Origin of the sequence: Streptomyces sp. NPDC058295, assembly GCF_042880655.1 — a bacterium.
Taxonomy (GTDB): Bacteria; Actinomycetota; Actinomycetes; order Streptomycetales; family Streptomycetaceae; genus Streptomyces; species Streptomyces coriariae.
This window is the reverse complement of sequence record NZ_JBHVYO010000009.1, coordinates 123,894-149,053: the sequence shown is the minus strand read 5'-3', so window position 1 is coordinate 149,053 and position 25,160 is coordinate 123,894. Positions and strand designations below refer to the sequence as shown.

The 25,160-nt window shown below is 73.0% G+C and carries 22 protein-coding genes; 21 read left to right on the top strand and 1 reads right to left on the bottom strand.

Annotated elements, in window-relative coordinates; genetic code table 11:
* The first annotated feature begins 406 nt into the window (after nucleotides 1-406).
* The 18 genes from ACFVYS_RS12260 (at nucleotide 407) to ACFVYS_RS12175 (ending at nucleotide 21,083) form a co-directional block, all read left to right on the top strand.
* Complete coding sequence (locus ACFVYS_RS12260; protein WP_389501295.1) at nucleotides 407-1,366, top strand: ATP-binding cassette domain-containing protein; 960 nt, start codon at nucleotides 407-409, stop codon at nucleotides 1,364-1,366.
* Nucleotides 1,363-2,157 (top strand): ABC transporter permease, encoded by a 795-nt coding sequence (locus ACFVYS_RS12255; protein ID WP_057603207.1) that lies wholly within the window; start codon nucleotides 1,363-1,365, stop codon nucleotides 2,155-2,157. The genes ACFVYS_RS12260 and ACFVYS_RS12255 overlap by 4 nt, the downstream gene beginning before the upstream one ends.
* Nucleotides 2,158-2,289: 132 nt before the next feature.
* Nucleotides 2,290-3,228: an ACP S-malonyltransferase gene (locus tag ACFVYS_RS12250; RefSeq protein WP_389501294.1), complete on the top strand. Its 939-nt coding sequence runs from the start codon at nucleotides 2,290-2,292 to the stop codon at nucleotides 3,226-3,228.
* Complete coding sequence (locus tag ACFVYS_RS12245) at nucleotides 3,215-4,780, top strand: class I adenylate-forming enzyme family protein (protein WP_389501292.1); 1,566 nt, start codon at nucleotides 3,215-3,217, stop codon at nucleotides 4,778-4,780. Before ACFVYS_RS12250 ends, ACFVYS_RS12245 begins: the two co-directional genes overlap by 14 nt.
* Nucleotides 4,761-5,015 carry an acyl carrier protein gene (locus tag ACFVYS_RS12240; RefSeq protein WP_389501290.1) on the top strand — a complete coding sequence of 85 codons (255 nt, stop codon included), beginning with the start codon at nucleotides 4,761-4,763 and terminating at the stop codon, nucleotides 5,013-5,015. Before ACFVYS_RS12245 ends, ACFVYS_RS12240 begins: the two co-directional genes overlap by 20 nt.
* A 5-nt stretch (nucleotides 5,016-5,020) precedes the next feature.
* A complete protein-coding gene (locus tag ACFVYS_RS12235; RefSeq protein WP_389501288.1) occupies nucleotides 5,021-6,211 on the top strand; it encodes a PLP-dependent aminotransferase family protein in 1,191 nt (396 codons plus the stop codon).
* Entirely contained in the window at nucleotides 6,208-8,535 is a 2,328-nt protein-coding gene (locus tag ACFVYS_RS12230; RefSeq protein WP_389501286.1) for a lantibiotic dehydratase, read from the top strand. Before ACFVYS_RS12235 ends, ACFVYS_RS12230 begins: the two co-directional genes overlap by 4 nt.
* Nucleotides 8,532-9,608 (top strand): 2,3-diaminopropionate biosynthesis protein SbnA, encoded by a 1,077-nt coding sequence (sbnA, locus tag ACFVYS_RS12225; RefSeq protein WP_389501284.1) that lies wholly within the window; start codon nucleotides 8,532-8,534, stop codon nucleotides 9,606-9,608. Before ACFVYS_RS12230 ends, sbnA begins: the two co-directional genes overlap by 4 nt.
* Entirely contained in the window at nucleotides 9,605-10,633 is a 1,029-nt protein-coding gene (sbnB, locus tag ACFVYS_RS12220; RefSeq protein WP_389501282.1) for a 2,3-diaminopropionate biosynthesis protein SbnB, read from the top strand. Before sbnA ends, sbnB begins: the two co-directional genes overlap by 4 nt.
* Nucleotides 10,630-11,382, top strand: coding sequence for a 3-oxoacyl-ACP reductase FabG (gene fabG, locus ACFVYS_RS12215; protein ID WP_389501281.1), 753 nt, complete (start codon nucleotides 10,630-10,632; stop codon nucleotides 11,380-11,382). The genes sbnB and fabG overlap by 4 nt, the downstream gene beginning before the upstream one ends.
* A 54-nt stretch (nucleotides 11,383-11,436) precedes the next feature.
* Nucleotides 11,437-11,727: an acyl carrier protein gene (locus ACFVYS_RS12210; RefSeq protein WP_142266012.1), complete on the top strand. Its 291-nt coding sequence runs from the start codon at nucleotides 11,437-11,439 to the stop codon at nucleotides 11,725-11,727.
* Between the two features lie 2 nt (nucleotides 11,728-11,729).
* The gene (fabZ, locus tag ACFVYS_RS12205) at nucleotides 11,730-12,257 is read left to right on the top strand and encodes a 3-hydroxyacyl-ACP dehydratase FabZ (protein WP_389501279.1); all 528 of its coding nucleotides are present in this window, start codon (nucleotides 11,730-11,732) and stop codon (nucleotides 12,255-12,257) included.
* A gap of 52 nt (nucleotides 12,258-12,309) precedes the next feature.
* A complete protein-coding gene (locus ACFVYS_RS12200; protein WP_389501277.1) occupies nucleotides 12,310-14,403 on the top strand; it encodes a GNAT family N-acetyltransferase in 2,094 nt (697 codons plus the stop codon).
* Nucleotides 14,404-14,454: 51 nt separating this feature from the next.
* The gene (locus tag ACFVYS_RS12195) at nucleotides 14,455-15,498 is read left to right on the top strand and encodes an aminomethyl transferase family protein (protein WP_389501275.1); all 1,044 of its coding nucleotides are present in this window, start codon (nucleotides 14,455-14,457) and stop codon (nucleotides 15,496-15,498) included.
* Nucleotides 15,498-17,816, top strand: a complete 2,319-nt coding sequence (locus tag ACFVYS_RS12190; protein WP_389501273.1) for a beta-ketoacyl synthase N-terminal-like domain-containing protein — start codon at nucleotides 15,498-15,500, stop codon at nucleotides 17,814-17,816. Before ACFVYS_RS12195 ends, ACFVYS_RS12190 begins: the two co-directional genes overlap by 1 nt.
* A complete protein-coding gene (locus ACFVYS_RS12185) occupies nucleotides 17,816-18,433 on the top strand; it encodes a hypothetical protein (protein WP_389501271.1) in 618 nt (205 codons plus the stop codon). The genes ACFVYS_RS12190 and ACFVYS_RS12185 overlap by 1 nt, the downstream gene beginning before the upstream one ends.
* The gene (locus ACFVYS_RS12180; RefSeq protein ID WP_389501269.1) at nucleotides 18,430-19,587 is read left to right on the top strand and encodes a hypothetical protein; all 1,158 of its coding nucleotides are present in this window, start codon (nucleotides 18,430-18,432) and stop codon (nucleotides 19,585-19,587) included. The genes ACFVYS_RS12185 and ACFVYS_RS12180 overlap by 4 nt, the downstream gene beginning before the upstream one ends.
* 50 nt (nucleotides 19,588-19,637) lie before the next feature.
* Nucleotides 19,638-21,083: a DHA2 family efflux MFS transporter permease subunit gene (locus tag ACFVYS_RS12175; protein WP_389501267.1), complete on the top strand. Its 1,446-nt coding sequence runs from the start codon at nucleotides 19,638-19,640 to the stop codon at nucleotides 21,081-21,083.
* 176 nt (nucleotides 21,084-21,259) lie between these two features.
* On the opposite strand, the gene ACFVYS_RS12170 is transcribed toward ACFVYS_RS12175, so the two are convergent.
* Nucleotides 21,260-22,255 (bottom strand): LuxR C-terminal-related transcriptional regulator, encoded by a 996-nt coding sequence (locus tag ACFVYS_RS12170; RefSeq protein WP_389501265.1) that lies wholly within the window; start codon nucleotides 22,253-22,255, stop codon nucleotides 21,260-21,262.
* A 320-nt stretch (nucleotides 22,256-22,575) separates the two neighbouring features.
* Between ACFVYS_RS12170 and ACFVYS_RS12165 the strand changes: the two genes are divergently transcribed.
* The 3 genes from ACFVYS_RS12165 to ACFVYS_RS12155 all read left to right on the top strand — a co-directional run bounded on the left by ACFVYS_RS12165 (nucleotide 22,576) and on the right by ACFVYS_RS12155 (nucleotide 25,141).
* Nucleotides 22,576-22,875, top strand: coding sequence for a hypothetical protein (locus tag ACFVYS_RS12165; RefSeq protein WP_389501263.1), 300 nt, complete (start codon nucleotides 22,576-22,578; stop codon nucleotides 22,873-22,875).
* Between the two features lie 204 nt (nucleotides 22,876-23,079).
* The gene (locus ACFVYS_RS12160) at nucleotides 23,080-23,253 is read left to right on the top strand and encodes a hypothetical protein (RefSeq protein WP_020127978.1); all 174 of its coding nucleotides are present in this window, start codon (nucleotides 23,080-23,082) and stop codon (nucleotides 23,251-23,253) included.
* Nucleotides 23,254-23,308: 55 nt separating this feature from the next.
* On the top strand, nucleotides 23,309-25,141 hold the full coding sequence (locus ACFVYS_RS12155; RefSeq protein WP_389501259.1) for a BTAD domain-containing putative transcriptional regulator: 1,833 nt from the start codon (nucleotides 23,309-23,311) through the stop codon (nucleotides 25,139-25,141).
* Nucleotides 25,142-25,160 lie beyond the last annotated feature (19 nt).

The window sequence follows — 25,160 nt, the reverse complement described above, 5'->3', positions numbered from 1 at the left end:
AGCGATCGCCGCGGTCACGGGGGGTGCCGTCCGCAGGGACCTCGGGCAACGGCATCTGGCCACCCGTCCGGGTGCAGGCCGGTGTGGTCGAGCCAAGGGACGGCGACGAAGAGGTTCTCGCCGCCGCGCCGACCGTGGTCCGCGGCTCGCGGCACGGTCGGGACACCCGTCGGACGCCGAGGCGAGCGATGGGCGAGCGCTGGGCGGAAGTACCGGGCGAAGGTGCTGGTCAGCGTCATGGGCGAGGTGCCGACACCGGTCGGGATCACGGGCTCTGCCGGCCTCCTCGGTGTGTCGGTCCCGGACCCGATAGGGCAGGGATAGCCGCTTCGGTTCGGGCGGATAGCGGGGGGCGCAAGAGTGTTTCTCGTCAAGCCACCCCCCACCGGATCGTGAGGACCTGAAGATGACCGAAACCCAACTCCGCCCGGCGTCGGGGGAGGTGACGTCACCGGATGCCGCCGTGCTCAGCGCGGTCGTGAAGCGGTTCGCCAACGCCAAGGGCGAGGAGTTCACCGCTGTGGACGGGCTGGACCTGCGGATCCGGCGCGGCGAGGTCGTGGCGTTTCTCGGACCGAACGGCGCGGGCAAGACGACCACGATCGACATGCTCCTGGGCCTCACCCGGCCCGACTCGGGGCAGGTGGAGCTGTTCGGCGAGGCGGCGCAGCAGGCGGTGCGCGCCGGTCGCGTGGCCGCGGTCCTCCAGAGCGGCGGGCTGCTGCCCGACCTGACCGTCGAGGCCACCGTACGGATGCTCGGCTCGCTGCACCCCGGCGCCGACCCGGAGACGGTGATGAGCAGGGCCGGCGTCACCAGGCTGCGGGACCGCCGGGTCTCCGAGTGCTCCGGTGGTGAGCAGCAGCGGCTGCGGTTCGCGATCGCGCTGCTGTCGAACCCGGAGTTCCTGGTGCTGGACGAGCCGACCGCCGGGATGGACGTGGCGGCCCGCCGCGAGTTCTGGGCCACCGTCCGTGAGGACGCCCGGCACGGCATGACGGTCCTGTTCGCCACGCACTACATGGAGGAGGCCGACCGGTTCGCCGACCGGGTGGTGATGGTCGACCAGGGGCGGGTCGTCGCCGACGGGTCCGCCTCCTCGATCCGCACCCGTATCAGCGGCCGTACCGTCTCCGCGCTGATCAGCCCGCAGGACGCGGCCTCGGTGGCCGGCTCGCCGTCCGTCCGGTCCGTCGCGGTCCGCGGCGATCGCCACTACTTCGACTCCACCGACTCGGACGCCCTGCTGCGGCTGCTCGTCACCCGGACCTCCGCCACCGAGATCGAGGTCGCGCCCCGAAGCCTCGAAGAGGCCTTCATGGCCATCACGCAAGCCGGCCGCACCGGCCAGGAGGGCCCGCGATGACCACTTTGACCGCGCCGCCCGCCCGCCCCCGCGCCTCGTCGTTCAGCGGAGTCAACCCCACCTTCGTCCGCTACGAGCTGGCCCGCCGCTTCAACCGTCAGACCACGATCTTCACCCTTCTCCTCCCGGCCGTCCTCTACCTCGCCCTGTTCCGTACCGCGCCGGCCCACGGCACGCTGCCGCACGGCAACTTCGCCGCCTGGATGATGATCGGCCTCGCCGTGTACGGGGCCGCGATGGCCGCCACCAGTTCCGCGGCCACCATCTCGGTCGAGAAGTCGGCCGGCTGGATGCGCACGATCGCGCTGAGTCCGCTCGCCCCGCCCGGATACCTGCTCGTCAAGGTCCTGTGTTCGGTGGTGATGGCCGCCGTGCCGGTGGCCATCGTCGGAGTGCTGGGCTTCGTCACCGGCGCGCACGCCGACGCCGAGGTGTGGGTGACATCCCTGGTCGTCGCCTGGCTCGGGGCCGCGGTCTTCGCGGCGCTCGGCATCTCGCTGGGTCTGGCCCTCAAGCCCGACGTCGTGATGCACATGCCGGGGCTGACGATGACCGCGCTGGCCTTCCTCGGCAACCTGTTCATCCCGCTGAGCGGCACCATGCTCGAGATCTCGCGGTACACGCCGATGTACGGCGTCTCCACCCTCGCCCGCTACGCCCTCACCGACGGCTACAGCTTCAGCGGCGAGCACTCCAGCCTGGCGGGCGCCGTCTTCAACATCGTCGCCTGGTTCGCCGGGTTCGGCTTCATGGCCGTCCGCCGGTTCGCGAAGAGCACCGGCCGCCAGTAACACCGGCCGCCGCTCACGCACTTCACCCGATTCGCCCCACCCACCGCACACCCACCGCACACCATCCGCATCCCACCGCCCGCCGGCCCGAGCGCCGTGCGACGGGCTCAACACGAAAGGGGGATAGAACACATGTTCGCAATCATGGCGCCGGGTCAGGGCTCCCAGACCCCTGGCATGATGGCCGGCTGGCTGCGCGACCCGGTCCACGCCGAGCGCGTACGGGCCTGGTCCGAGGCCGCGGACCGCGATCTCGTCCACTTGGGCACCCGGGCCTCGGCCGCGGAGATCGCCCGCACCGAGAACACCCAGCCGCTGCTGGTCGCCCAGGGCCTGCTGGCTCACGAGGCGCTGGCGGCGGCGGGCACCGCGGTCGCGGCCGGGCACTCGGTCGGCGAGCTCACCGCCGCCGCCTACGCCGGAGTCCTCACGCCCGCCGACGCGGTACGGCTGGCCGCGGTCCGTGGCCGGGCGATGGCCGCGGCCTGTGCCGAGGCACCCACCTCGATGGCCGCCGTAGTCGGCGGCGACGAGGCCCGGGTGCTGGAGCGGATCGCCGAACTCGGCCTGTACGCGGCCACGTTCAACGGTCCCGGCCAGATCGTGGCCGCCGGGCTCACCGAACACCTCCAACAGCTGGCGGCGGCGCCCCCGCCCGAGTCGACCGTCAAACCCCTGCCGGTCGCGGGCGCCTTCCACACCCCGTACATGGAGTCCGCGCGGCGGGCCTTCGCCGCCGCGGCCGCCGCGACCGACTTCGCGGCCCCCCACGGGTCCCTGCTCTCCAACGCCGACGGCGAGGTGGTCACCGACCCCGAGGCGGTCCGCCGGCGGCTCGTCGACCAGCTGGTCCGGCCGGTGCGCTGGGACCTGTGCCTGCACACCCTCGCCCGCCTGGCACCCGGACTGACGGTGTCCCTGCCGCCCGCCCGCACCCTCGCCAACATCCTCAAGCGCCGCCACCCCGAACTCGACGTCCTCCCGGTCAACACGGCCCGCGACATCGGCAAGGCCCTCGTGCGCATCGGCGAGAGCGCCCGTAAGGAGGAAACCGCCCATGCTGGTGTCTGACCTCTTCGAGCGCGCCCGCGCCGAGCGCCCCGACCACCCCGCGGTCGTCGACGGCGACGGCGGCCTCACCTACGCCGAGCTCGGCGCGGACGTCGACCGCGCGGCCGGCTGGCTACGGGCCCAGGGCATCGCCCCCGGGCAGCGGGTCGTCCACGCCGGTGGCAACGACCGCACCTTCCTCGCCCTCTTCCACGCCACCCTTCGGATCGGCGCCGTCTTCGTCCCCGTCCACCCCGACCTGACCGACCTCCAGGTCGGCGGCATCGTCGAGGACTGCTCGGCCGCCCTGGCGATCTGCCCGCCCGGCGCGGGGGAGCGGGCCGGCCGGACCGTCCCGGTCGAGCAGGCCCGGCAGGAGATCCGGGACGCCCCCGCCGACGGCTTCGCCGCCCGGATCCCGGACGACGGCGTCGCGATGCTGATCTACACCTCGGGCACCACCGGGCGCCCGAAGGGCGTCGTCTGCCCGCACCGGCAGATGATCGCGGCCGTCGAGGCCGTCGGCACACGCCTCGGCTACACCGCGGACGACGTGGTGCTGTGCCGGCTCCCGCTCTCCTTCGACTACGGCCTCTACCAGGCCCTGCTCTGCGCCCGGACCGGCGGCACGCTCGTCCTCACCGAACGCGGCGGCGACCGGGGCCTGTTGCGGACGATCGAGCGGCACGGCGTGACCGTCGTCCCGCTGGTGCCCTCGCTGGCCCAGATGCTGGCGCTGCTGCAGAGCAGGCTCCAACGTCCCACCAGGGTGCGGCTGTTCACCAACACGGGTGCCCGACCGGGCCGGGCCGTCATGGCCGAACTCCTCGAGGTCTTCCCGGGATCGGCGTTCGCCTCGATGTACGGCATGACCGAGTGCAAGCGCATCTCGATCCTCGACCCCGCCGAGTACGCCGCCCACCCCGACTCGGTCGGGCGGCCCATCCCCGGCGACCGGGTCCGGATCGTCGACGGCGACCGGCGGGAGCTCGGCCCCCGCGAGGTCGGCGAGATCGTCGTGGCCGGCGCCACCGTGATGGCCGGCTACTGGGGCATCCCGCTGGAGGCGCAGCACCGCTACGTCCGTGGCGCCGACGGCGCGCTGGAGCTCCACACCGGCGACCAGGGCTACCTCGACGAGGACGGCCGGCTCTACTTCGTCGGCCGCGACGACGACATGATCAAGCGGCGCGGGATCCGCCTCGGGCTGACCGAGATCGAGGACGCCGCCGAGCGGATCCCCGGCGTGATCGCGGCGGTGGCGCTCCGGCCCGAGACCGAGGACGCCCCCCTGCTCCTGGCCGTGCAGACCTCCCTGACACCCGAAGAGGTCCGCGACCGCCTGCGGCCGCGCCTCGACCGGGCCCGGCTGCCCGACCGGATCGTCCCCCTCGACGCCGTACCGCTGACCGCGAACGGCAAACCGGACCGCAAGGCCGCCGGACTGCTGGTCCGCGCCGCCGACACCGCCGCCGACACGGCTGGTGACACCGCCGCCGGCCCCCGCCCCATCGGACAGACGACACGACAGCCCACACAGACGAGGACGACCCATGAACCAGTCGCAGTTTGACCAGCTCGTCGAGGAGATCTGCGCCGTCACGGTCACCGACCCGCAGACCCCGCTCGTGGACCTCGGTGTGGACTCGCTCCAGACCATCGCCCTGGTGATGGCCGTCGAGGAGCAGTACGGCATCGAGATCGACCCCGAGGCGCTCGCCGACCCGGCGCTCACCTCCTCGGCCGGCCTGCTGCGTTCCGTGCAGGACCAGTTGGCCGCCGCGCTGCCGGCCAGAGCCGGGAGCTGACCGCCATGTGGACCGACACACGACCCGCGGTGGAGATGCCGCGACTGTTCGAGCGGGGCGGGGACCTGATCTCCTTCGCCGGGGGCCTGCCCGACCTGGACGTCCTGCCGCTGGACGTCCTCTCCGCCCAGCTCTCCCGGCTCCTGCGGCTCGGCGGGAAGCTCGCCCTCCAGTACACGACCCCGCATGTCGCGGGGGCCCTGGTGCCGGCGATCACCGACCTGATGGCCCGTGAGGGCGGGCGCACCACCGCCGAGAACCTGGTCCCGACCGGCGGCTCCCAGATGGGGCTGATGGCGGTGGCCCTGGGCCTCGCCGCCCCGGGGGAGACGGTCCTGTGCCAGACCCCCGCCTACCCGGGCGCCGCGGCCGCCTTCCGCACCGCCGGACTGCACCCCCACGCGGTGCCCGAGGACGCCGAGGGGCTCGACCCCGAGGGACTGCGCGAGACGGTGCGGCGACTGCGCGCCGACGGCCGCACCGCCCGCCTCCTGTACTGCAACCCGACCTTCCAGAACCCGACCGGCGCGACCCTCTCCGTCGCCCGCCGCGAGGAACTGCTCACCGTGGCCCGGGAGCTGGACCTGCTGATCGTCGAGGACAACCCCTACGGTCTGCTCGGCTTCGACGGGCGGACCACCGACACCCTCCAGGGCCTCGACCCCGACCGGGTGATCTATCTCGGCACCTTCTCCAAGGTGTTCGCGCCCGGGCTGCGCTGCGGCTGGATCGCGGCGCCGGCGGAACTCGCGAGCACCCTGCGCCGTACGACCGAGATCATGGCGCTGTCCCCGTCGGCGCTCGCCCAGGCGGCGCTCGCCGCGTTCCACACACGGTCCGGCTGGACCGACCTCGTCGATGCCTACCGGGCGAGCTACCGGGAGCGGTCGACGCTGATGGCCGACGCGCTGGACGCCGAACTCGGCACCGACGGGCCCTGGTCGTGGCAGCGGCCGGACGGCGGCTTCTACATCTGGCTGCGGCACCGCGACGGCGTCGACACGAACACCTTCGCCGACGCGGCGGCCGAGCACGGGGTCTCCTTCGTGCCCGGCTCCCACTTCGGCATCGGCGGGGAGAACGCCGACGCGCTCAGGCTCTGCTTCAGCCACGTGCCGAAGAAGCGGATCGCCGAGGGGATCTCCCGGCTGGCGGCCGCGCTCGGTCGACGTGCGGCGGAAGGGGCGGCGGCATGACCGGCACGCTCGAAGCGACCCGCACGCTCGACTGGACGGCCTTCGGACCGTCGTACCGGCTGGGCGACAGCGCGTGGCGGGTGTGGGGCGTCGGACTGCTCCGCAGCGCGGGCTTCCCGGTCTCCGGCCTCGGCCTGATCGGCGGACCGGGCGCCGCCCGGGCGGCGCGGCTGCTGGAGGACGGCGGCGGCACGGACGGCCAGGAGGCCTTCAGCGCCGCCTACCGCGCCGACACCGACGCCGAGGCCGGGCGACTGGCCCTCCTGGCCACCGACGACAAGGTGCGCACCGCCATCGCCTGGCAGAACCGCACCGTCTACCAGATCCTCGACTCCCTCGCCGCGCGCAAGGGCAAGGAGTCCAAGCGCCGGCAGCGCGAACGCACCCTCGCCATGTACTGGCTGCGGTACTGCGCCAAGGCCGACACCATCGGCTTCTTCGGCCCCGGGGCCTGGATCTCCGTCGGGCAGGGGCAGCGCGCCGTCGATCTCGATGTCGGCCCGGCGCTCACCTCGCGCAGCCGCACCTTCCTCGAACGCTGGACGGTGGCCGCGCTGGCCGACTGGATGGCCGCAGAGCCGGGCGCCCGCTGGTGGTTCCCGCCGATGCTGCGCCCCGACGTGCACCTCGACGGCGACCGGCTCGTCATGCAGGGCGGCCGCACCGTGCGGCTGCGCGAGGACGACGTCCGGGTGCTGCGCCTGGTGGACGGCGACCGCGGCGGCGAGGCCATCGCCGAGGCGACCGGCTGGGAGCCGGCGACGGCGCGGGAGCGGGTGGAGAAGGTCCTGACCCGGCTGCTGCGGCAGCGGGTGCTGACCTGGGACGCCAACATCCCCGTCGACGTCCGTGCCGAGGAGGTGCTGCGCCGGCGGGTGGCCGGCATCGGCGACCCGGAGCTGTTCGTCCGCTTCGACGCGGTCCTCACCGGACTCGACCGGCTGCGCGACGGCATCGACCGGACGTCGAGCGCCGAGGAGCTCGTGGCGGCGCTCGACCGGCTCGACGAGTTCTTCGTCCGGACGACGGGACAGTCGGCCTCCCGCGACGAGGGCAAGGCGTACGCCGGCCGCACGCTCTGCTACCAGGACTCCCTGCGGGACTGCCGGATGGACCTGGGCCGGGACTTCCTGGACGGGATCGCCCGTCCGCTGGCCCTGGTCGCGGACGCGGCGGACTGGTTCGGCAACCGGCTCGCCGAGCTGGTGGAGGCGGAGGTCGCCGGGTTCGTGACCAAGGCCGCGGCCCGCCGCCGCGGGGACGTCACCCTCGCCGACGTGTGGACGCAGGTGCTCGGGCTGTTCTGGGGCGACCAGGCCACCCCGGTGCAGACCGCGACCCGTGAACTCGCCGAGAAGTGGCGCGAGGTGCTGAACCTCGCCGGGGAACGGCGGGACCCGGTACGCCTGTCGGTGGCCGACATCGAGGAGCGGGCCCGCGAGGTCTTCGCGACCGGCCCGGTGCGCTCACCCCATCTCGCCGTGCACAGCCCCGACCTGCAGGTGGTGGCCCGGTCCGTCGACGCCTTCAACGCCGGCGACTACACCACCGTCCTCGGTGAACTGCACGCCTGCCTGGCCACACTGGACCTGCCGTTCCTCGACTGGACCACCGACGCCGGCTCGCTGCGGGACAAGGTGAACGCGGCGATCGGCGCCCGGCGGCTGGTGCCGCTGCTGCCGGTCGAGTGGAAGCGCAACAGCGGCCGCATGGTGCCCGCCCCGATCGGCGCTGGCGACCGGCTGATCGGCTTCACCCGGGCCCCGTACGACGACCGCGCCCGCGTCGACCCCGCGGTGTCCGTCGGCCTGACGGAGACCGACGGCACCGTCACGGCGACCACCCCCGACGGGGGTGTCTGGAGCATCGCCGAGCTGCTCGCGGTGCCCGTCGCGATCATCGCCGCGGACGCCTTCAAGATCGGCCTGGACCGGCCGCACGCCCCGCGCGTGAGCCTCGACGACCTGGTCCTGTTCCGCGAGACCTGGCGACTGCCGGCCGCCGGAACGCGACTGCCCGAGAAGGCCGAGCGGGAGCGCGACTATCTCGCCGTCCGCCGGTGGGTGGCCGAACACGCCCTGCCCGACCTGCTCTTCGTCAAGTTCCCCGAGGAGACCAAGCCGTCCCTCGTCGACTTCACCAGCCCGACGCTGGTGCTGTCCTTCGCCAACCTCGTCCGGGCCGCGCGCCGGCTCGACCCCGACGCCGTCATCACCCTCAGCGAGCCGCTGCCGGCTCCCGAGGACTCCTGGTTGCCGGACGCCGACGGCGAGCGCTTCGTCAGCGAACTGCGGCTCCAGATCAGCAGAAAGGTGCCGGAATGACCGTCCTCGCCTCCGACGGCGCGGCCCTCGCGGTCCGTGCCACCCGCACCCGGGACCCCGACATCGTCGCGACGATCGGCGGCACCCCGCTGGTCGCCCTCGACCGCCTGTTCCCGCCCGCGCGGTTCCAGGTGTACGCCAAGTGCGAGCGCTTCAACCCGGGCGGCTCCATCAAGGACCGCGCCGCCAAGTCGATGATCGAGCACGCCATCAGGGCGGGGAAGCTCGTCCCCGGCGTCTCCACGGTCGTGGAGTCCTCCTCCGGCAACCTGGGCATCGCCCTCGCCCAGCTGTGCAACTTCTACCGGCTGAACCTGATCTGCGTGATCGACCCGCGCACCACCCCGCAGAACGCCGCCATCATGCGGGCGTACGGCGCCAGGGTCGAGGTCGTCGACCGGGACCCGGCCACCGGCGAGTACCTGCCGGCCCGGATCGAGCGGGTGCGGTCGCTCCTCGAGAGCGTCCCGGACGCCTACTGGCCCAACCAGTACGCCAACGAGCACAACTCCCGGGCCCACCACCACACCATGCGGGAGATCCACGAGGCCCTCCCGGGCGGCCCCGACCACCTGTTCCTCGCGGCCGGCACGACCGGCACGCTGCGCGGCTGCGCCGAGTACATCCGCGACCACGGCCTGGCCACGAACGTGGTGGCGGTGGACGCGGTCGGCAGCGTGATCTTCGGACCGCCGGAGCCGTGGGAGCTCACCCACCGGCGCACGATTCCCGGCCACGGGGCGGCGGTCGTGCCCCCGCTGCTGCGGCCCGGCCTCGCGGACCGGATCGTCAAGGTCACCGACTTCGACTGCGTACGCGGCTGCCGGCAGCTGCTCGCCCAGGAGTCCATCCTCGCCGGCGGCTCCTCGGGCGCCGTCGTGGCAGCCCTCCAGGCCGCCGCGTCCTGGATCGAACCCGGCGCGACCTGCGTCGCCGTCCTTCCCGACGGCGGCGACCGCTACCTCGACACCGTCTACTCCGACTCCTGGGTCGAGGACCGCTTCAAGGAGTTCCCGCTCACCGACGACCACCCCGTTCCCGACACCACCGATCACGAAAGGAGTCAGTCATGAGGATCCTCGGTCGCGACGACGTCGCAGTGGCCCTGAAGGGCCTCGGACCCGCCGTCCTCGACGCGGTCCGCAGCGCCTACGTGCTGCACGGCCAGGGCCACTCGCAGGTGCCGTTCTCCAGCTTCCTGCGCCCGCCGCGGCCCGCCGGCTCGCGCATCATCTCCCTGCCCGCCTACCTGGGCGGCCCGGAGCCCGTGATGGGCCTGAAGTGGATCTCGTCCTTCCCGGCCAACGTCGAGCAGGGTCTCCAGCGGGCCTCCTCCGTGCAGGTGCTCAACGACCTCGACACCGGATATCCGCAGGCCCTGCTGGAAGGCAGCCAGATCTCGTCCTCCCGGACCGCGGCGAGCGCCGCCCTCGCCAGCGGCGCGCTGCACGGTTCCCGTCCGGTGCGCACGGTCGGCCTCGTCGGCTGCGGCACGATCAACCAGCGGGTCCTCGCCTTCCTCACCCTGACCCACCCCGAGCTGGAGACCGTCGTACTCCAGGACGTGGTCCCGGGCCGTGCCGAGGTGTTCGCCGCCGAACTGGAGTGCGAGTACCCGGGGATCACCTTCCGGACCGGTGACGTCGCCGCGGCGCTCGGCGCCCAGACGGTGAGCATCGCGACCACCGACTCGACGTACTGGCTCGACCTGGCCGACCATCCCGACCGCCCGGCCCGCCAGGTGATCCTGCACCTGTCGCTGCGCGACCTGAGCACCCGCTCGGTGCTCGGCGCGTACAACGTGGTCGACGACATCGAGCACGCCGTCCGCGAGGGGACCTCCCTGCACCGGGCCGAGCAGGAGACCGGTCACCGGGAGTTCGTGCACGCCGAGATCGCCACCGTGCTGGGCTGCTCCGAGCCGCCGGCCACGGACGGCACGATCGTCTTCTCGCCCTTCGGGCTCGGCATCCTCGACCTCGCGGTCGCCCAGGCGGTCCTCAAGGCCGCCACCGAGGCCGGCCTCGGCACCGAGGCCGCGGGGTTCGACCCGGGCAGCCACCGGGTCACCGCGGCGATGGCGGGGAGGGCCGCATGAGCACCTTCTTCGCCGAGGGCACCAAGGCCCTCGTCACCGGCGCCTCGCGCGGCATAGGCGCGGCGATCGCGCTCACCCTGGCCGAGCACGGCTGCGACGTGGCCCTCAACTACCGCTCCAACGCGGCGAAGGCCGAGGAGGTCGCCGAGCGGATCCGCGCACTCGGCCGGGAGGCCCTCCCGGTCCGGGCGGACGTCTCCGACGAGGCCCAGGTCGCCGCGATGTACAAGCAGCTGAAGGCGGCCTGGGGGCGTCTCGACGTCGCCGTCCTCAACTCCGGTGTCACCGCCGACGGTCACCTGGCCGCCATGAGCTCCGCCAAGTGGCAGGAGGTCATCGGGACCAATCTGACCGGCACCTTCTACACCGCCCGCGAGGCGACCAAGCAGATGTACGCGAGCGGCGGCGCGATCGTCTTCATCGCCTCCACCAGCGGCATCGCCGGCCGGGCCGGCCAGGCCAACTACGCCGCCAGCAAGGGCGGGGTGATCGCCATGGCCAAGACGCTGTCGTACGAGGTCGCCCCGCGCGGCATCCGGGTCAACGTCGTCGCGCCCGGGTTCATCGACACCGACATGGTCAAGAAGGTGCCTCCGGCCCACATGAAGGAGGCCCTCCAGGTCATCCCGATGGGGCGCATGGGCACCGCGGCCGAGGTGGCCCAGGCGGCCGCCTTCCTGGCCGCCCCCGCCGCCTCCTACATCACCGGCAAGGTGCTCACCGTCGACGGCGGAATGATCCCCAACTAGCCATCAGAACCCAGTAGTTGCACCGCAATCATCCCTCTGTGAAAGGAACGCACCGTGTCCGTCGCCACCTTCGAGGACATCCGTACCCAGGCCGAGACCCGCCTGGAGAAGAACATGAAGGTCAAGTCGATGATCATCGATCGCCTCGGCCTGGACGTCGAGCCCGCCGTCGTCTCCGACAACCAGCCCCTGTTCGGCCGCGGTCTGGAGATGGACTCGCTGGACACCCTGGAGATCGTCGTCATGGTCAACAACGAGTACGACGTGCTGATCAGCGACGACGACTTCGAGGCCTTCGGCTCCATCAACGCCCTGGTCGACTTCATCGAAGCCCGCGAGGTCTGAGCATGACGATCGCCTCCGAGGCCCCCGCGAGGGCCCGGCAGAAGCACAGTTACTCCTCCGACGACATCAAGCGGATGCTGCCGCACCGCTGGCCGATGCTGATGATCGACCGTGCCTACGACGTCGTCCCCGGCGTCTCGGGCCGCGGCGTGAAGAGCGTGTCGGTGAACGAGCCCTTCTTCGCCGGGCACTACCCCGACCACTCGATCATGCCGGGCGTGATGATCGTCGAGGCGATGGCCCAGCTGGTGGCCGTCGTGTACGTCGCCGAGATCATCGAGGCGGCCGCGGCGGCAGAGGCCACCGGCGCGTCCCAGGGCGGCGGCGACCCCTCCGCGAGCGTCGGCTACCTCGGGTCCATCAGCTCCATGAAGTTCTCCCGGCTCGTCGTCCCGGGCGACCAGCTGACCCTGGACGCCAAGCTCGGCCAGCGGCTGGGCGGCCTGCGGCAGGTGTCGGTGCGGGCGAGCGTCGGCTCGGAACTGGCCGCCGCCGGCTCCCTGATCGTCACCACCGGCCGCAAGGCCTGACCCCCTCTGTACGGGTCCCACCGAAGAACCCCCGAAGAAAAGGAGGTGAGGCATGTCCATCACGATCCGCCCGTACCAGGAGGGCGACGCGCATGACATCGCGGCGCTCTACAACCGCCACCGCGACAACCCCAACCCGGTAGCGGGCGGCATCACCGGTGACGAGCTGGAGCGCGAACTGGCCGAACGGGACACGGGAACGTTCCTCGTGGCCGAGGACGGCGGGCGTGTGGTGGGCACCTTCGGCCTGTTCCACAACACCGGCCGGCGTTCCGCCCGCGCCGGTGAGCTCATCGCCGACATGTTCTTCGTCGCCCCCGCCTACCGCAACGGCGTCATCACCGGCCGGCTGTTCACGGAGGCCGTCGAGTGGATGGTGCAGTCCGGCTGCCTCGTGCTCCGGCTCACCGTCAACCCGGCCAACAGCGTCGCGTTCAAGCTCTACCGGCGCGTCGGCTGCGTCTCGGTGGGCCAGACCGTGCCCGGCGAGGACGGCAACGTCGAACTGCACAACTACATCCCGCTGGTCCTGCGCAGCGTGTTCGCGGACCTGGGACCGGAGGTCAGGTCGGCCCTCGGGGGACTGAACAGCTTCGGCACGGTCACCGAGGCCCGGGACGACGAACTGCGCTCCGACGTCCGGCTGGTGGGCGGCGTCCGCACCGTCGACTACCACCTGGCGCTGGGCGAGTTCCGGATCACCGCGAGCGTCGACGTGGACCGCGGAGTCGTCCGCGAGGCGGAGGTGACCGGACCCGACGGCACCGCCCGCGCGCTGCGGCTCACCGAACCGCCGTACCACGTGCGCGCACCGCGCCGGCCGGAGCCGCACCGGTTCGGCTCCGGCGGGCTGGTCTGCGAGGTGGACGGCGACGACGGCACGCTGTCGGTGCTGGCCGAGGGCCACCACGGCCCGCTGTTCGTCTCCACCTGGCCCAGCTGCCGGGCCGACCGCCCGGCGGGCTGGCGCGAGGGCGAGCCCCGCGACCTGGACATCGTCGCCGTCGAGAACGGGGTCCGGGTCACCGAGCGGTGCGGCGAGGACGAGGTCGTCGGCACGGTCACTCTCACCGAGGGCACCCTGCGGCAGGACTTCGCCTTCACCAGCCGCCCCGGTCGGATCTTCCAGACGGTCGGCCTGCGGCAGGGCACCTTCGTCCACCCGGACGGCGAGCGGCACCCGATCGGCCTCGGCCTCGGCGTCCGCGACGCCTCGGAGGCGGTCGCCGCCTCCCAGGTGGTCGCGGCCGGCACCGAGCTCGCCTGGCGGGGAACGGCGTGGGGCATCGGGCTGCCGGTCCGCGAGCCGGTCCGGCTGATCCACAGCGCTCTGCTGGAGCGCGGCCTGGCGGCCGGCCCGGACGGCGTTGCCCGCCTGCGGACCGAGTTCCGCCCGGCGGACGAACGGACCGACGCGGCGACCGGCGCACGGCCCGACGCGGCGACTGCCGTAAGTACCGGCGCGGCGACCGGCGTAAGTACCGAAACCGCACGGCCGGGAAACACCGCCCCGAAGCCGGGCGCCGTCCGCCGGCTGGAGCTCACCGCCTCCGCCGCCGGAGTCACCTCGTGGAAGGAGGGCGCCACCAAGGTCCTGCGCAGCCCGTACCCGCGCACCCGGGTCTTCGGCTACAACCCCCGCTGGTCGGCGGGCATGTGGGTCACCGCCGAGAGCAGCCGGTTCGGCCGCGCGAGCGGTCTCGGCTGGGGCGTGCGGCCGGCCGCCTGGGAGGAGAAGCACCCGCTCGGCCTGTTCGCCCCGCGCGAGCGGATCGGCTGGGAACTGACCGCCCCCGAGGACACCGCCGAGCCGGTCCGGGCCGACCTCCAGGCCCCGGACAGCGAGGAGGAGATCGTCCTCTGGCTCACCCCGAACACCGCGCGCGAGACCACCGTGGTGCTCGACTCGGGCGGCACCCGATGGGAGCTCGGCTCGGCCGGCTTCCGCCAGATCTGGGCCACCGCGGCCACCGTACGACTCGCCGACGGCAGCTGGCTCGACTGCCGGCCCGCCGACGGCACGGACGCGCAGGCCGAACTGGTCCTGCGGACGACCCCTTCCGGCCTGCTGATCGGCTGCGTGTCCCCGGCCCGCCGGCCGAGCGCCTGGCAGCTGGCCGTGCACAGCGGACCCACCCGTTCCTGAACCACCGTCACTCAGCTCTGACCACTGTCATTCGAGAGGAAACCGCACACCATGACCACCACCACCGTCTCCGCCCTCCGTACCGCCTCGGACGACTACGCCACCGTGCGCACCACCATCGGCGCCTACCGGATCGACGCCCCGCTGGTCCGCGTCTCGGGCGACGAGCGGCTGTCGCTGCTCGACCAGTTCCTGGCCAAGTCGGGCGACTTCGTCGAGCCGGACTCCGTCCGCGAGGTGCTCGCCCTGAACGCCGACGGCACCCCGTTCGCGATCCTGCTGCACTTCGAGATCGGCGAGGACGCCTGGCTGCTGCCCCGCACCCGGGTGAGCGCCGACGAGCTGCGCGGCTACCTCGACGGGCTGGACGTCCCCGAGGGCGTCGAGGTCGACATCGAGCCGGAGGGCTGGGCCGCCACGGCGTTCGAGGGCCCGACGGCCTGGTCGGTCGCGGCGCGCTTCGTCGACTTCGACATCTCCGGCCTGACCCTGCACGCCGTCACCGAGTCCGCGCTGCCCGACGACCCGGCCGCGCTCGCCCACCTGGCCCGCGTCGGCACCACCGGCGAGTACGGCTACCTGCTCCTCAGCAACGCCCCCGAGGCCGCCCACCGGGCCGTGCTCGCGGCGGTGCAGGAGGAGGGCGGCGCGCCGGTCGGCGACGAGGGCCTCGCCCGGGTCCAGGCCGAGGCCGGCATGGCCGTCTACGCCGCCGGCTTCGCCGGTCTCTCGGTCGACGAGGCCGATCTGTCCTGGATGATCGACTGGAACCGGATCGGCGAGTTCCGCGGCTCCGACGACCTGGTCAGGCCCACCGCCGAGACCGCCCGGCTGACCGCCCTGGCCGCCCCCGCGGACAGCCGGTTCACGGCCGGCACGCAGGTGACCGCGGGCGGCCGGGAGATCGGCACCATCCTGTGGCAGGCGCCCTCCGCCAACCCGGAGGAGGAGCTCGTCTTCGCCCTCCTGGACGCCCCGTTCTGGGTCTCCGGCCTCGAACTGGCCGCCCGGGACGAGCAGACCGCCGAGCGCCCGCTGCGCACCGTGACCCTGCCCCGTGTCATCGCCCGCTCCCTCACCACCCGGATCGCCTGATGTCCACGCCGAGAATCGCCCTGACGGGCCTGGGACTGATCACCGGTGCCGGTGACGACGTCGAGAAGAGCTGGTCGTCCATCGCGGCCGGTACCTCCGGCATCCGCACCAACACCCTGATGGACACCTCCGAGCTGCTGACCGAGTGGGCCGGCATGGTCACCGGCGAGCAGCCGGCCGACGTCGACCGCTGCTACGGCCTCGCCGCCACCGCCATCCGGGAGGCCCTGGAGAGCAGCGGGCTCGACCTGGACACCGTCGACCGGGACCGGGTCGCGGTCGTGGTCGGCTCCAGCCTCGGCGCCATGCCGACGCTGGAGAGCGTCCACGCGGACCTCGTCCACGAGGGGAAGCTGGACGCGGAGCGGGCGGCCGCCGTCCAACTGCCCTGCGTCGGCGACTACATCGCCGCCGAGTTCGACCTGCGCGGCCCGCGCGTGGTCCTGTCCAACGCCTGCGCGGCCAGCGCCGTGGCCCTCGGCTACGCGGCCGAGCTGCTGTGGAAGGGGGACGTCGACCACGTCATCTGCGGCGGCGTCGACCCGCTCGCCTCGCTCTCGGCGTACGGGTTCAGCGCCCTGGGCGCGCTCGACCCGGAGCCGTGCTCGCCGATGTCGGCGTCCACGGGCCTGACCCTCGGGGAGGGGGCCGGGTTCATGGTCCTGGAGTCGGCGGACCGCGCCGCCTCCCGGGGCGCCCGCGTCCTCGCCGAGCTGGGCGGCTACGGCCTCTCCTGCGACGGCTACCACCAGACCGCCCCCGACCCGAGCGGCAAGGGCGCCTGCGCCGCCATGGCCCAGGCCCTGGACACGGCGGGTCTGACCCCCGGGGACGTCGACTACCTCAACCTGCACGGCACCGGCACCCCGGCGAACGACGCCTCCGAACCGAAGGCCGTGAAGCTGCTGTTCGGCTCCTCGGTGCCGCCGGCCAGCTCCACCAAGTCGATCCTCGGCCACACCCTCGGCGCGGCGGGGGCGGTCGAGGCGGTGGTCAGCACCCTGGCCATCGACCGCGGCACCCTGCCGCCGACCGTCAACACCCGGGGCGTGGCCCAGCCGTTCGGCCTGGACGTCATCCCCGACACCGGCCGGGCCGGGGCCGGTCCCGAGGTGGTCATCTCCAACTCGTTCGCCTTCGGCGGCAACAACGCCTCCGTCGTCCTCAACCGGCCGGGCCGCCCGAGCTCCGCCCCGCGCCGCACCGAGCAGGTCCACGAGGTCGTCGTCACCGGAGTCGCGGGGCTGGCGGGCGGCGCGGGCAACACCGCCGACCTGGTGGCCGCCCTCGGCGACGAACGCGCCTGCTTCACCGCCACCGAACACGTCCAGGGCGTGGGCGAGGTGCTGGTCGGCCGGGTGGACGTCAAGTCGGCCTCCCGGGGCATCAACCCGAGCCGGGCCCGCCGGATGGACCCGCTCAGCCTGCTGGCCGCCGCCGCGGTCGCCGACCTCTACGGCCGGCACGGCAAGCCCTCGCGGGCCGAGGCCGAGGGCACGGGCATCGTCTTCGCCACCGGCTACGGGCCGGTCACCTCGGTCCTGCAGTTCCACAAGGGCGTCCTCCAGCAGGGCATCAGCGGCGCCAACCCGGCGCTGTTCGCCAACACGGTCGTCAACGCGGCGGCCGGTCATGTGGCGATGCTGCACCGCTACCGCGGCTACACCGCGACGATCGCCAACGGCGGCACGAGCTCCGTGCTGGCCCTTCAGCTCGCCGCCCGGGTCATCGCGCGCGGCATGGCGGACCGGATCATGGTCGTGATCGCCGACGAGTTCCCCGAGCAGGCGCTGGCCACCCAGGCCGGCCTCCCCGGCTACGCGCGCTCCGGACCGGTGGTCCCCGGCGGCCGCAGCGGCATGGTGCTCAGCGAGGGCGCGGCGGCCGTCCTCCTGGAGAGCGAGCGGTCGGCCTCGTCCCGGGGCGCGGACGTCCTGGCGAAGGTGCGCGGTTACGGCGCCTCCGGCGAGTCGGCCGGGATCGGCCGCATCGGCCGCGACGGCGAGGCCTGGGCGCGGGCGCTGCGCGGCGCGATGGCCGAGGCCCGGGTCACGCCCGACGAGATCGACACCGTCGTCTCGGCGGCCTCCGGCTACAGCCTGGTGGACACCGCCCAGTCCCGGGCCCTGCGTCTCGCGGGCCTGCTCGACCGCCCGACGATCACCCCCAAGGCCCTGCTGGGGGAGACCTACGGCAGCGCGGGCGCCCTGGGCCTGGTGGCGGCGCTGACCGCCCCGACCCGGCAGGGCAGGCTGCTGCTCTCCAGCTTCGCCTACGGCGGCAGCTACGCGGCGGCCGTGTTCGACACGGAGGCGTGATGGGGGCGCTGCTGGGGCTGGTGATGGATCCGGTGCTGCGCGGCGCGGCGCGACCCGCCCCGATCGACTGCCTGGTCACCCACCACCCGCACCTTCCCCGCGACCGCATGGGCCACCGCCTCGACGCCTCCGGCCGTTCGCTGATCATCGAGGCCGTCGCCCGGGTGTACGGCCTCGACATCGGGGCGCTGGACCTCACGAGGGACGTCCACAAGCGCTGGTCCATCCCGGCCCACGACCTCACCGCCTCGGTCGCGCACTGCGACGGCTACAGCGCCGTGGCCCTGTCGGCCGGTCCGGTGCACCTCGGGGTGGACCTCCAGGACGAGCGGGACCGTCCGGCCGCCATGCGGTGGCTCGGCACCCTGCTCGGCCGCCGGCAGCCCGCCGAGATCCGGGACTTCGCCGAGTGCGAGGCGCTCATCAAGGCCTCGCACCTCACCAAGGAGACCTTCGCCGGGGTCCGGCTGCCCGCGTGGCGGCCGGGCTGGCGGCCCACCAACGTGGGCTCGTACCGGGTGCGTTCGACGACGGTGGCCCCGGCGATGCACCTGGCCCTCGCGGCCGACGCCTCCGCCCCCGTCCGTCTGCACACCCCGACCCAGGAGTCGGCATGACAGCCACAGCGGCCGCTGTACGGCCCTACACCCGCCGTATCTCGCAGATCGAGCGCGGCTACCTGAACGCCGCGGCCACCGGAACCCCGCAGCTGATCCAGATGATCGTGGAGGGCCGGGGCCGCATCGACCCCGACGCGCTGCGGGACGCGGTACGGGCCGCCACCCTCGCGAGCCCCGGCCTCGCGGTGCGGCGCCGGGGGGCCGGCTGGCGCGCCGACGGTCCGCTCCCGCCGGTCGTCGAACTCCCCGGCGACGACGGCTTCGACGCCCCGTTCTTCCACCGCGACCTGGACGTCGTCACGGGCCCGGTCTGCGAGGTCGGGCTCGTCACGGGGCCGCCGACCCGGCTGGTCGTCCGGGCCAGTCACATCGTCACCGACGGCCGCGGGCTGCGGCAGTGGATCGCCGACGTGTTCCGGGTGCTGCGCGGCGAGGAGCCGGTCGGTGCCGCGTCCGTCGTCGACGACACGCACTTCCGGACGGCCGCCGGGAAGGTGCCGCCCGCCGAGCCGCCCGCCCGGCTGGAGGGCCTGCCCGCGATCCTCGGCGCCGGACCGGCCGACGGCACCCCGCTGTGGATACGACGCCGGGTGCGGGCGGCCCCGTCGGCGGTCACCGCCCGGGTGGCCGCCGCCCTCTCCCGCCGGCTGGGCGGCGAGACGGGCCGGTTGATCGTGCCGGTGGACCTGCGCCGCCACGACCGGACGGTCCGCTCCACCGCCAACCTCACCTCCCGGCTGGTGCTGGACCTGCACCGGGACGACAGCTGGAAGCGGCTGCACGGCCAGGTCGTCCGGGCCCTGCTCGGCAAGCGCGAGGTGGCCGCGCTGGAGGGGGACTTCCTGCGCAGCAACCCCTTCGCCAACTCGCTGCGCGAGGCCCAGGAGCTGGACGGCACCCGGTTCCCGTGCACGGCGATCGTCTCCGACCACGGCCGGATCGACACCGCCGAACTGCGCACCGACCGGTTCCGGCCGACCGGCTTCTCCACGCTGCCGATGCTCGTGCCCTACGCCGAGATGTTCCTGAGCACCTGCCAGGTCGGCGACGAGACCGAACTGACCCTGTCCTGCCGCAGGCGCCCCGGCGCACGCGAGGCGGCCGGGGCGGTCCTCGACGACATCGAGCACGCGCTGACCGACCCGAACTGATCGGGCCCACCTCCCTGTCGACTCCACCGCCCCGTGAAGGACGCCCACCCATGGCACTGACCGAACAGACCAAAGAGGACGCGCCGAGCCCTCCGCGGGCCGCTTCCGGCCCCGCCCTCGTCACGATGGCCGCGGCCATCACGGGCGGCTTCCTCGCCCTGCTCGACACCACCATCGTCAACGTGTCCCTGCACGAGACCACGGCCAGGTTCGGCTCCATCGGCCAGGTCCAGTGGGTGGTGACCACCTATCTGATGGCGCTGGCCGCCACCATGCCGGCCACCGGCTGGCTGGCCAACCGGTTCGGCGTACGGCGTGTATTCGCCGCCGCGATCCTGCTGTTCGCGCTCGGCTCGGCGGCCTGCGCGGCCAGCCAGACCCTGCCCGAGCTGATCGCGGCCCGCGGGCTCGCCGGCGCCGCCGCCGGTGTGCTCACCCCCGCGTCGACGATCCTGCTCACCAGTGGCGTGCCCCGCGAACACCTGGGCCGGGTGCAGTCGTTGAACGGCAGCGTCATGCTGATCAGCCCGCTGCTGGGCCCGACGATCGGCGGCCTCCTGGTCGAGGCCGGGGGATGGTCCGCGGTGTACGTCGTCAACGTCCCGCTCTGCGCCGGCCTGCTCTACGTCACCCTGCGCCGGGTCCCCGCTGACCGCCCGAGGGAGGGTGCCGCGAAGCCGCTGGACGTGATCGGCCTGGTGTCCTCGGCCGCCTGCACGGTCTGCACCGTACTGGCCGTGCACGAGTTCTCCGACCACGCCCTCGACGGGCGGGCGGCCTTCCTGGTCCCGCTGGTCCTCGCCGTGGCGAGCGGTGCCGTGTTCGTCGTACGGGAACTGCGCGCGGCCCACCCGCTGCTCGACGTGCGCCTGTTCGCCCACCGCGTGTACCGGACGGCCGCGATCAACATCTTCTGCCTGGGCTTCGTCCTCTACTCGCCGATGATGCTCATCCCGCTCTACTTCGAGACGGCCCGCGGCGAGACGGCCGTGACCACCGGCCTGCTGATGTCCACGGGAGGCCTCGGCGTGGTCACCGCGGCCTGGCTGTGCCGGGTGCTGATGAAGCGACTGGGCGGTGGCGGCACCGTCGTCGTCGGCATCACCCTGACGATGCTGGCGACCGTGCCGCTGACCACGCTGTCCTCGGACACCTCGTACGTGCTGCTGTGCGCGAGCCTCGTGGTGCGCGGCCTGGGCACCGGACTGACGATCGTGCCGGCGATGACCCGGGCCTTCCAGTCGATCCGCCCGCAGTCCATCCCGGACGCCTCCGCCCAGCTCAACCTGATCCAGCGGATCGGCGGCACGGTGGCCCTCGCCGTGGTCACGGTGGTCCTGGAGCAGGCGGCCCGGGAGCGCCACGGACTGGTGCCCGGCGCCTTCGCCCACTCCTTCACCTGGGTCCTCGCGATCTACACCGTCACCCTGCTCCCCGCCCTGGCCCTGCTCCTCGCCGACCGCAAGGAGGCACGCGCCGGCGCGGTGCCCGCGTGACCGTACGGGCCCTGTCGTCGCACCTCCGCCGTCCGCGCCCCGGGGCGCGGCGGGCGGGAATGCGACGACAGGGCCCGAGGCGACCGCCCGGCACGGCGCGCCCGTACCCGAGGTCGGTGCCCGGTGCCCCGTGCCCGGCGCTCAGCGCTCAGGGCTCAGGGCTCAGGGCTCAGCGCTCAGCGCGAGGAGGGCAGCCAGCCGTCCTGGACGGCGTGCACCCCCGCCTCGAAGCGGCTGCGCGCGTCCAGGCGTTCCATCAGGGTGGCGGCGGTACGCCGGGCGGTGCGCGGGGAGACGCCGAGGCGCTTGGCGATGGCCTCGTCGGTGTAGCCCTGGGCGAGCATCTTGAGCACGGCACGCTCCTGCGGCGGCATGCCCTTCGCCTCGCACTTCGGTGTACTCCCCAGCGCTGTCGCGGTGTTCCACACGCCCTCGAAGAGCGCGCACAGGGCCGCGACCGTCCCCGCCCCGCTGAGCACCACCCCGCCGACCCGGGCGTCGCTCGTGTCGACCGGCAGCACCGCCTTGCACCGGTCGAAGATGATCATCCGGACCGGCAGTTCGGGCACGGTACGAACCTGCCCGCCGCGGGAGTGCAGCCAGCCGACGTGGTCCAGCGTGGGCTGATGGTTGCGCACACTGTCGAGATAGACCGTCCGCATCCGCACCCCGCGGTCGAGGAGGGCGGAGTTGGGAGCGCGACTGGCCTGGAGGTCCTCGGCCCGGTGCGCGCCGCCCGGCGCGAACGTGGCGACCTCGACCTGGGCCGACTGGGCCAGTTCCGCGAGCCGTTCCCGGATCGCCTCCAGCCCGTCCAGCTGTTCGGAATCGCTGTCGATGCCCCGTGGTCGTAGCGAGGAGCATTCGGCGATCAGTTGGGCCGCCGCGGCTCTGGATTTCTCCACGCGCATCTGCTGCGCCGCCAACTCCGCCTGCTGGCGCGCCAGCAGCACCTCCATGGCGGTCTCCGGGCCGACGGCCCGGAACCCTATGCCCTTGCGGGCCGATGGCTGGATCAACGCGAGTTCGCTGAGCCGGTCCAGCCCCGCGCGAACCCGATCCTCCGGCAGCCCGAGCCGGGACACGAGGACGATGATGCCCTCCAGTGGATTGGCCAGCATCCACCGGTAGATGGCTTCTGCCTCGGCATCCAGTCCCAGAACCTCCAACATGATGCAGTCCCCCTGTTGCTGTCACACACTGCACACACTGTGTTCGAAACTTAGTGCCCCCGAGCTTACTGACCTTGAACTGCGGATGGCGGCCCGGCGGCAGGGAGGACGGTTCCGGCCAATCGCTCGGCTTTCAACCATCCGCGGTGCCAGAGTGAGGACCACACCGCATCCCGGCCGGCGCGAGGCCCTTCCCGCCCCATTCGAGGACGGCTCCCGGGACGGCTTTCGGCTTCCTTTCACATGACGCTTTATGCCATGGCACAAAGCGTCCATCGTGAGCCGGTCCACGGCTGCTGAACAGCGTCGAAGATGAAGCCATGTATCTCATCCACGTGCGCCTGCGCGCCCCTGTCGAGGAGTCCGCCCGGCCCGATCTGGCGGCGATCATTTCCTCGTGCGCCGAGGAAAGCGACGGGCTGGAGCACGTCTCCGTGCACGCACACGCAGGCGAGGGCCTCACGCTGGGCCTTTTCCTCCTCGCCGACTCCCTGGCCACGGCCGAGGACAGCGCCGCGCGGCTGGCGCGACGGGCCGTGGAACACCATCCGGACCTGCTCGGCTACGGCCTCGTGACCTCCGGGGCCGTCCTGGTGCCCGGCCCCTGGTGGGACACGTGAGCCTCGCGTTTCCCCAGGTCGGGGTGGACGGGTTAGGCCGCTGCACATTCCGTCCAGCCGTCCGCTGTTCCCTCCGGCCCGCCCGCCGAGCAGAGTTGAGCCATCGACGGAACGAAAGCCGCCGAAGACTTCACCGAAGAGTCCGCTGAATAGTCCGGAAGTATTCACTCCGGAAATCCACCCACTCAATCGAGGAGAAAATCCATGCAGGGCACCCGTGTCTCCAAAATCGTCGCCGCCGCGCTGATCGTTCTCGGTGGAATGGCGATGACGGTGACCGTCACGGATTCTCCGAAGAACATCACACACGCCGTCGAGAGCGACCTCCGCACCACCGCCGGCGACCACACCGACGGCGATGTCACCTGGGGCCCCTGAATATTCACGGGGGCATGTGCTGAACCGAGTTGAAAGACATCGGGGGACAGAAGAAATGGAATTCCTGGTCCTGGGACCTCTGGAACTGCGTGAGTCGGGCATCCCGATCCGCGTCCGGGGCATGCGGCAACAGCGGCTCCTCGCCCTGCTGCTCCTCAACGCCAACCGGGTCGTTCCGATGGACGCGCTGGTGGACGAACTGTGGGAGGACCCACCGTCGTCGGCCCGTCCGCAGGTGCACAACGCGATCCGCGACCTGCGCCGCATCCTCTCCGCGTCGGACGGGACCAGCCTGGTCACCGTGGACGTCGGCTACCGCCTGGTCGTACCCGAGGACGCCGTGGACGCGCACCGGTTCGCCGCCCGGGTCCGCGCGGCCAAGGCGGCGGAGCGCGAGAACCGGTACGCCGAGGCCGTCCGGCTGCTCCAGTCGGCGGTGGACCTCTGGCGCGGGGAGGCCTTCGCCGGGATCCAGTGCCCGGCGGTCTCCGGCGCCGCGGTCAAGCTGGCCGAGCAGCGGCTGACCGCCGTGGAGGACCTCGTCGCGCTGCGCCTGAAGCTCGGCGAGACCGGCTCCCTCGTCGGGGAACTGCACGCGCTGATCGCGGAGTACCCGCTGCGCGAGGCGCTGCGCGGCAGCCTGATGATCGCCCTGTGCCGCGGCGGCCGGCAGGCCGACGCCCTCGCGGTCTACGACGAGGGCCGGCGGTTCCTGGTGGACGAGCTCGGCCTGGAGCCGAGTCCCCGGCTGCGCGCCCTGCACGCGGAGATCCTCGCCGACTCCCCGGACCTGCACGGCTCGGGGGGACCCGCCCTCGCGGCGGCCGGCGCCGAACCGTCCGACGACCGCAGGACGGGACCGTCCGCACCGCCCGGGAACGGCAGGCACTACCTGCCCCACGACCTCACGGACTTCACCGGCCGTACCGCGGAGCTGGCCGCCCTGTCGGCCGTCGCCGCACAGGAGCCGGGCGGCTCGCCGGTCATGGTGGCGATCGACGGCATGGGCGGGGTCGGCAAGACGACGCTCGCGGTGCGCCTCGCCCACCGGGTCACCGAGCTCTACCCGGACGGGCAGTACTTCATCAACCTGCACGGCTTCAGCGCGACCCGGTCGCCGGTGCCGACCGAGCAGGCGCTCGCCGCCCTCCTGCAGGCGAGCGGTCTCACCGCGCAGGAGATCCCGCCCAGCCTGGAGGAGCGCAGCGCCCTGTGGCGCTCACGCCTGGCGGGCCGCCGTTGCCTGGTCGTCCTCGACGACGCGGCGGACAGCGCCCACGTCACGCCCCTGCTGCCGGGCACCGGGGGCACGTTGGTGCTGGTGACCAGCCGGCGCAAGCTCACCGCCCTGGACGGCGCCCTGCCGCACTGCCTCGACGTGCTGCCGCCCGCCGACGCGGTGACGCTGTTCCGGCGGATCGTCGGAGAGCCCCGCGCGCGGCGCGAGCCGACGCAGGTCGCGCAGGCCGTCGAGCTGTGCGGCCGGCTGCCGCTGGCCCTGCGCATCGCCGCGACCCGGCTGCGCGACCGTCCGGCGTGGGCCGTCGCCGACCTCGTCGAGCGCCTCGCGCACCCGGCGCAGCGGGCCCGCTGTCTGCAGACCGCCGACCGCGACCTCATGGCCGTGCTGCGGGTGTCCTACGACCATCTGAGCGCGCCCGAAAGGCGGTTCAGCAGGCTCATCAGCCTCCAGCCGGCCGCCTCCTACGACATCGCGCACGCGGCCCTCGTCACGGGGCTGCCGGCCGGGGACGTGGAACACCACTTCGACGCGCTGATCGAGAACAACCTGATCCGGGAGGACACCCCGGCCCGGTTCTCCTTCCACAGCCTGATCCGGGACTGCACCCGGGAGCTGCTCGTCGAGGAGTCGGGCGCGGCCGCCTGAACCGAATCTCCGTTCCGCC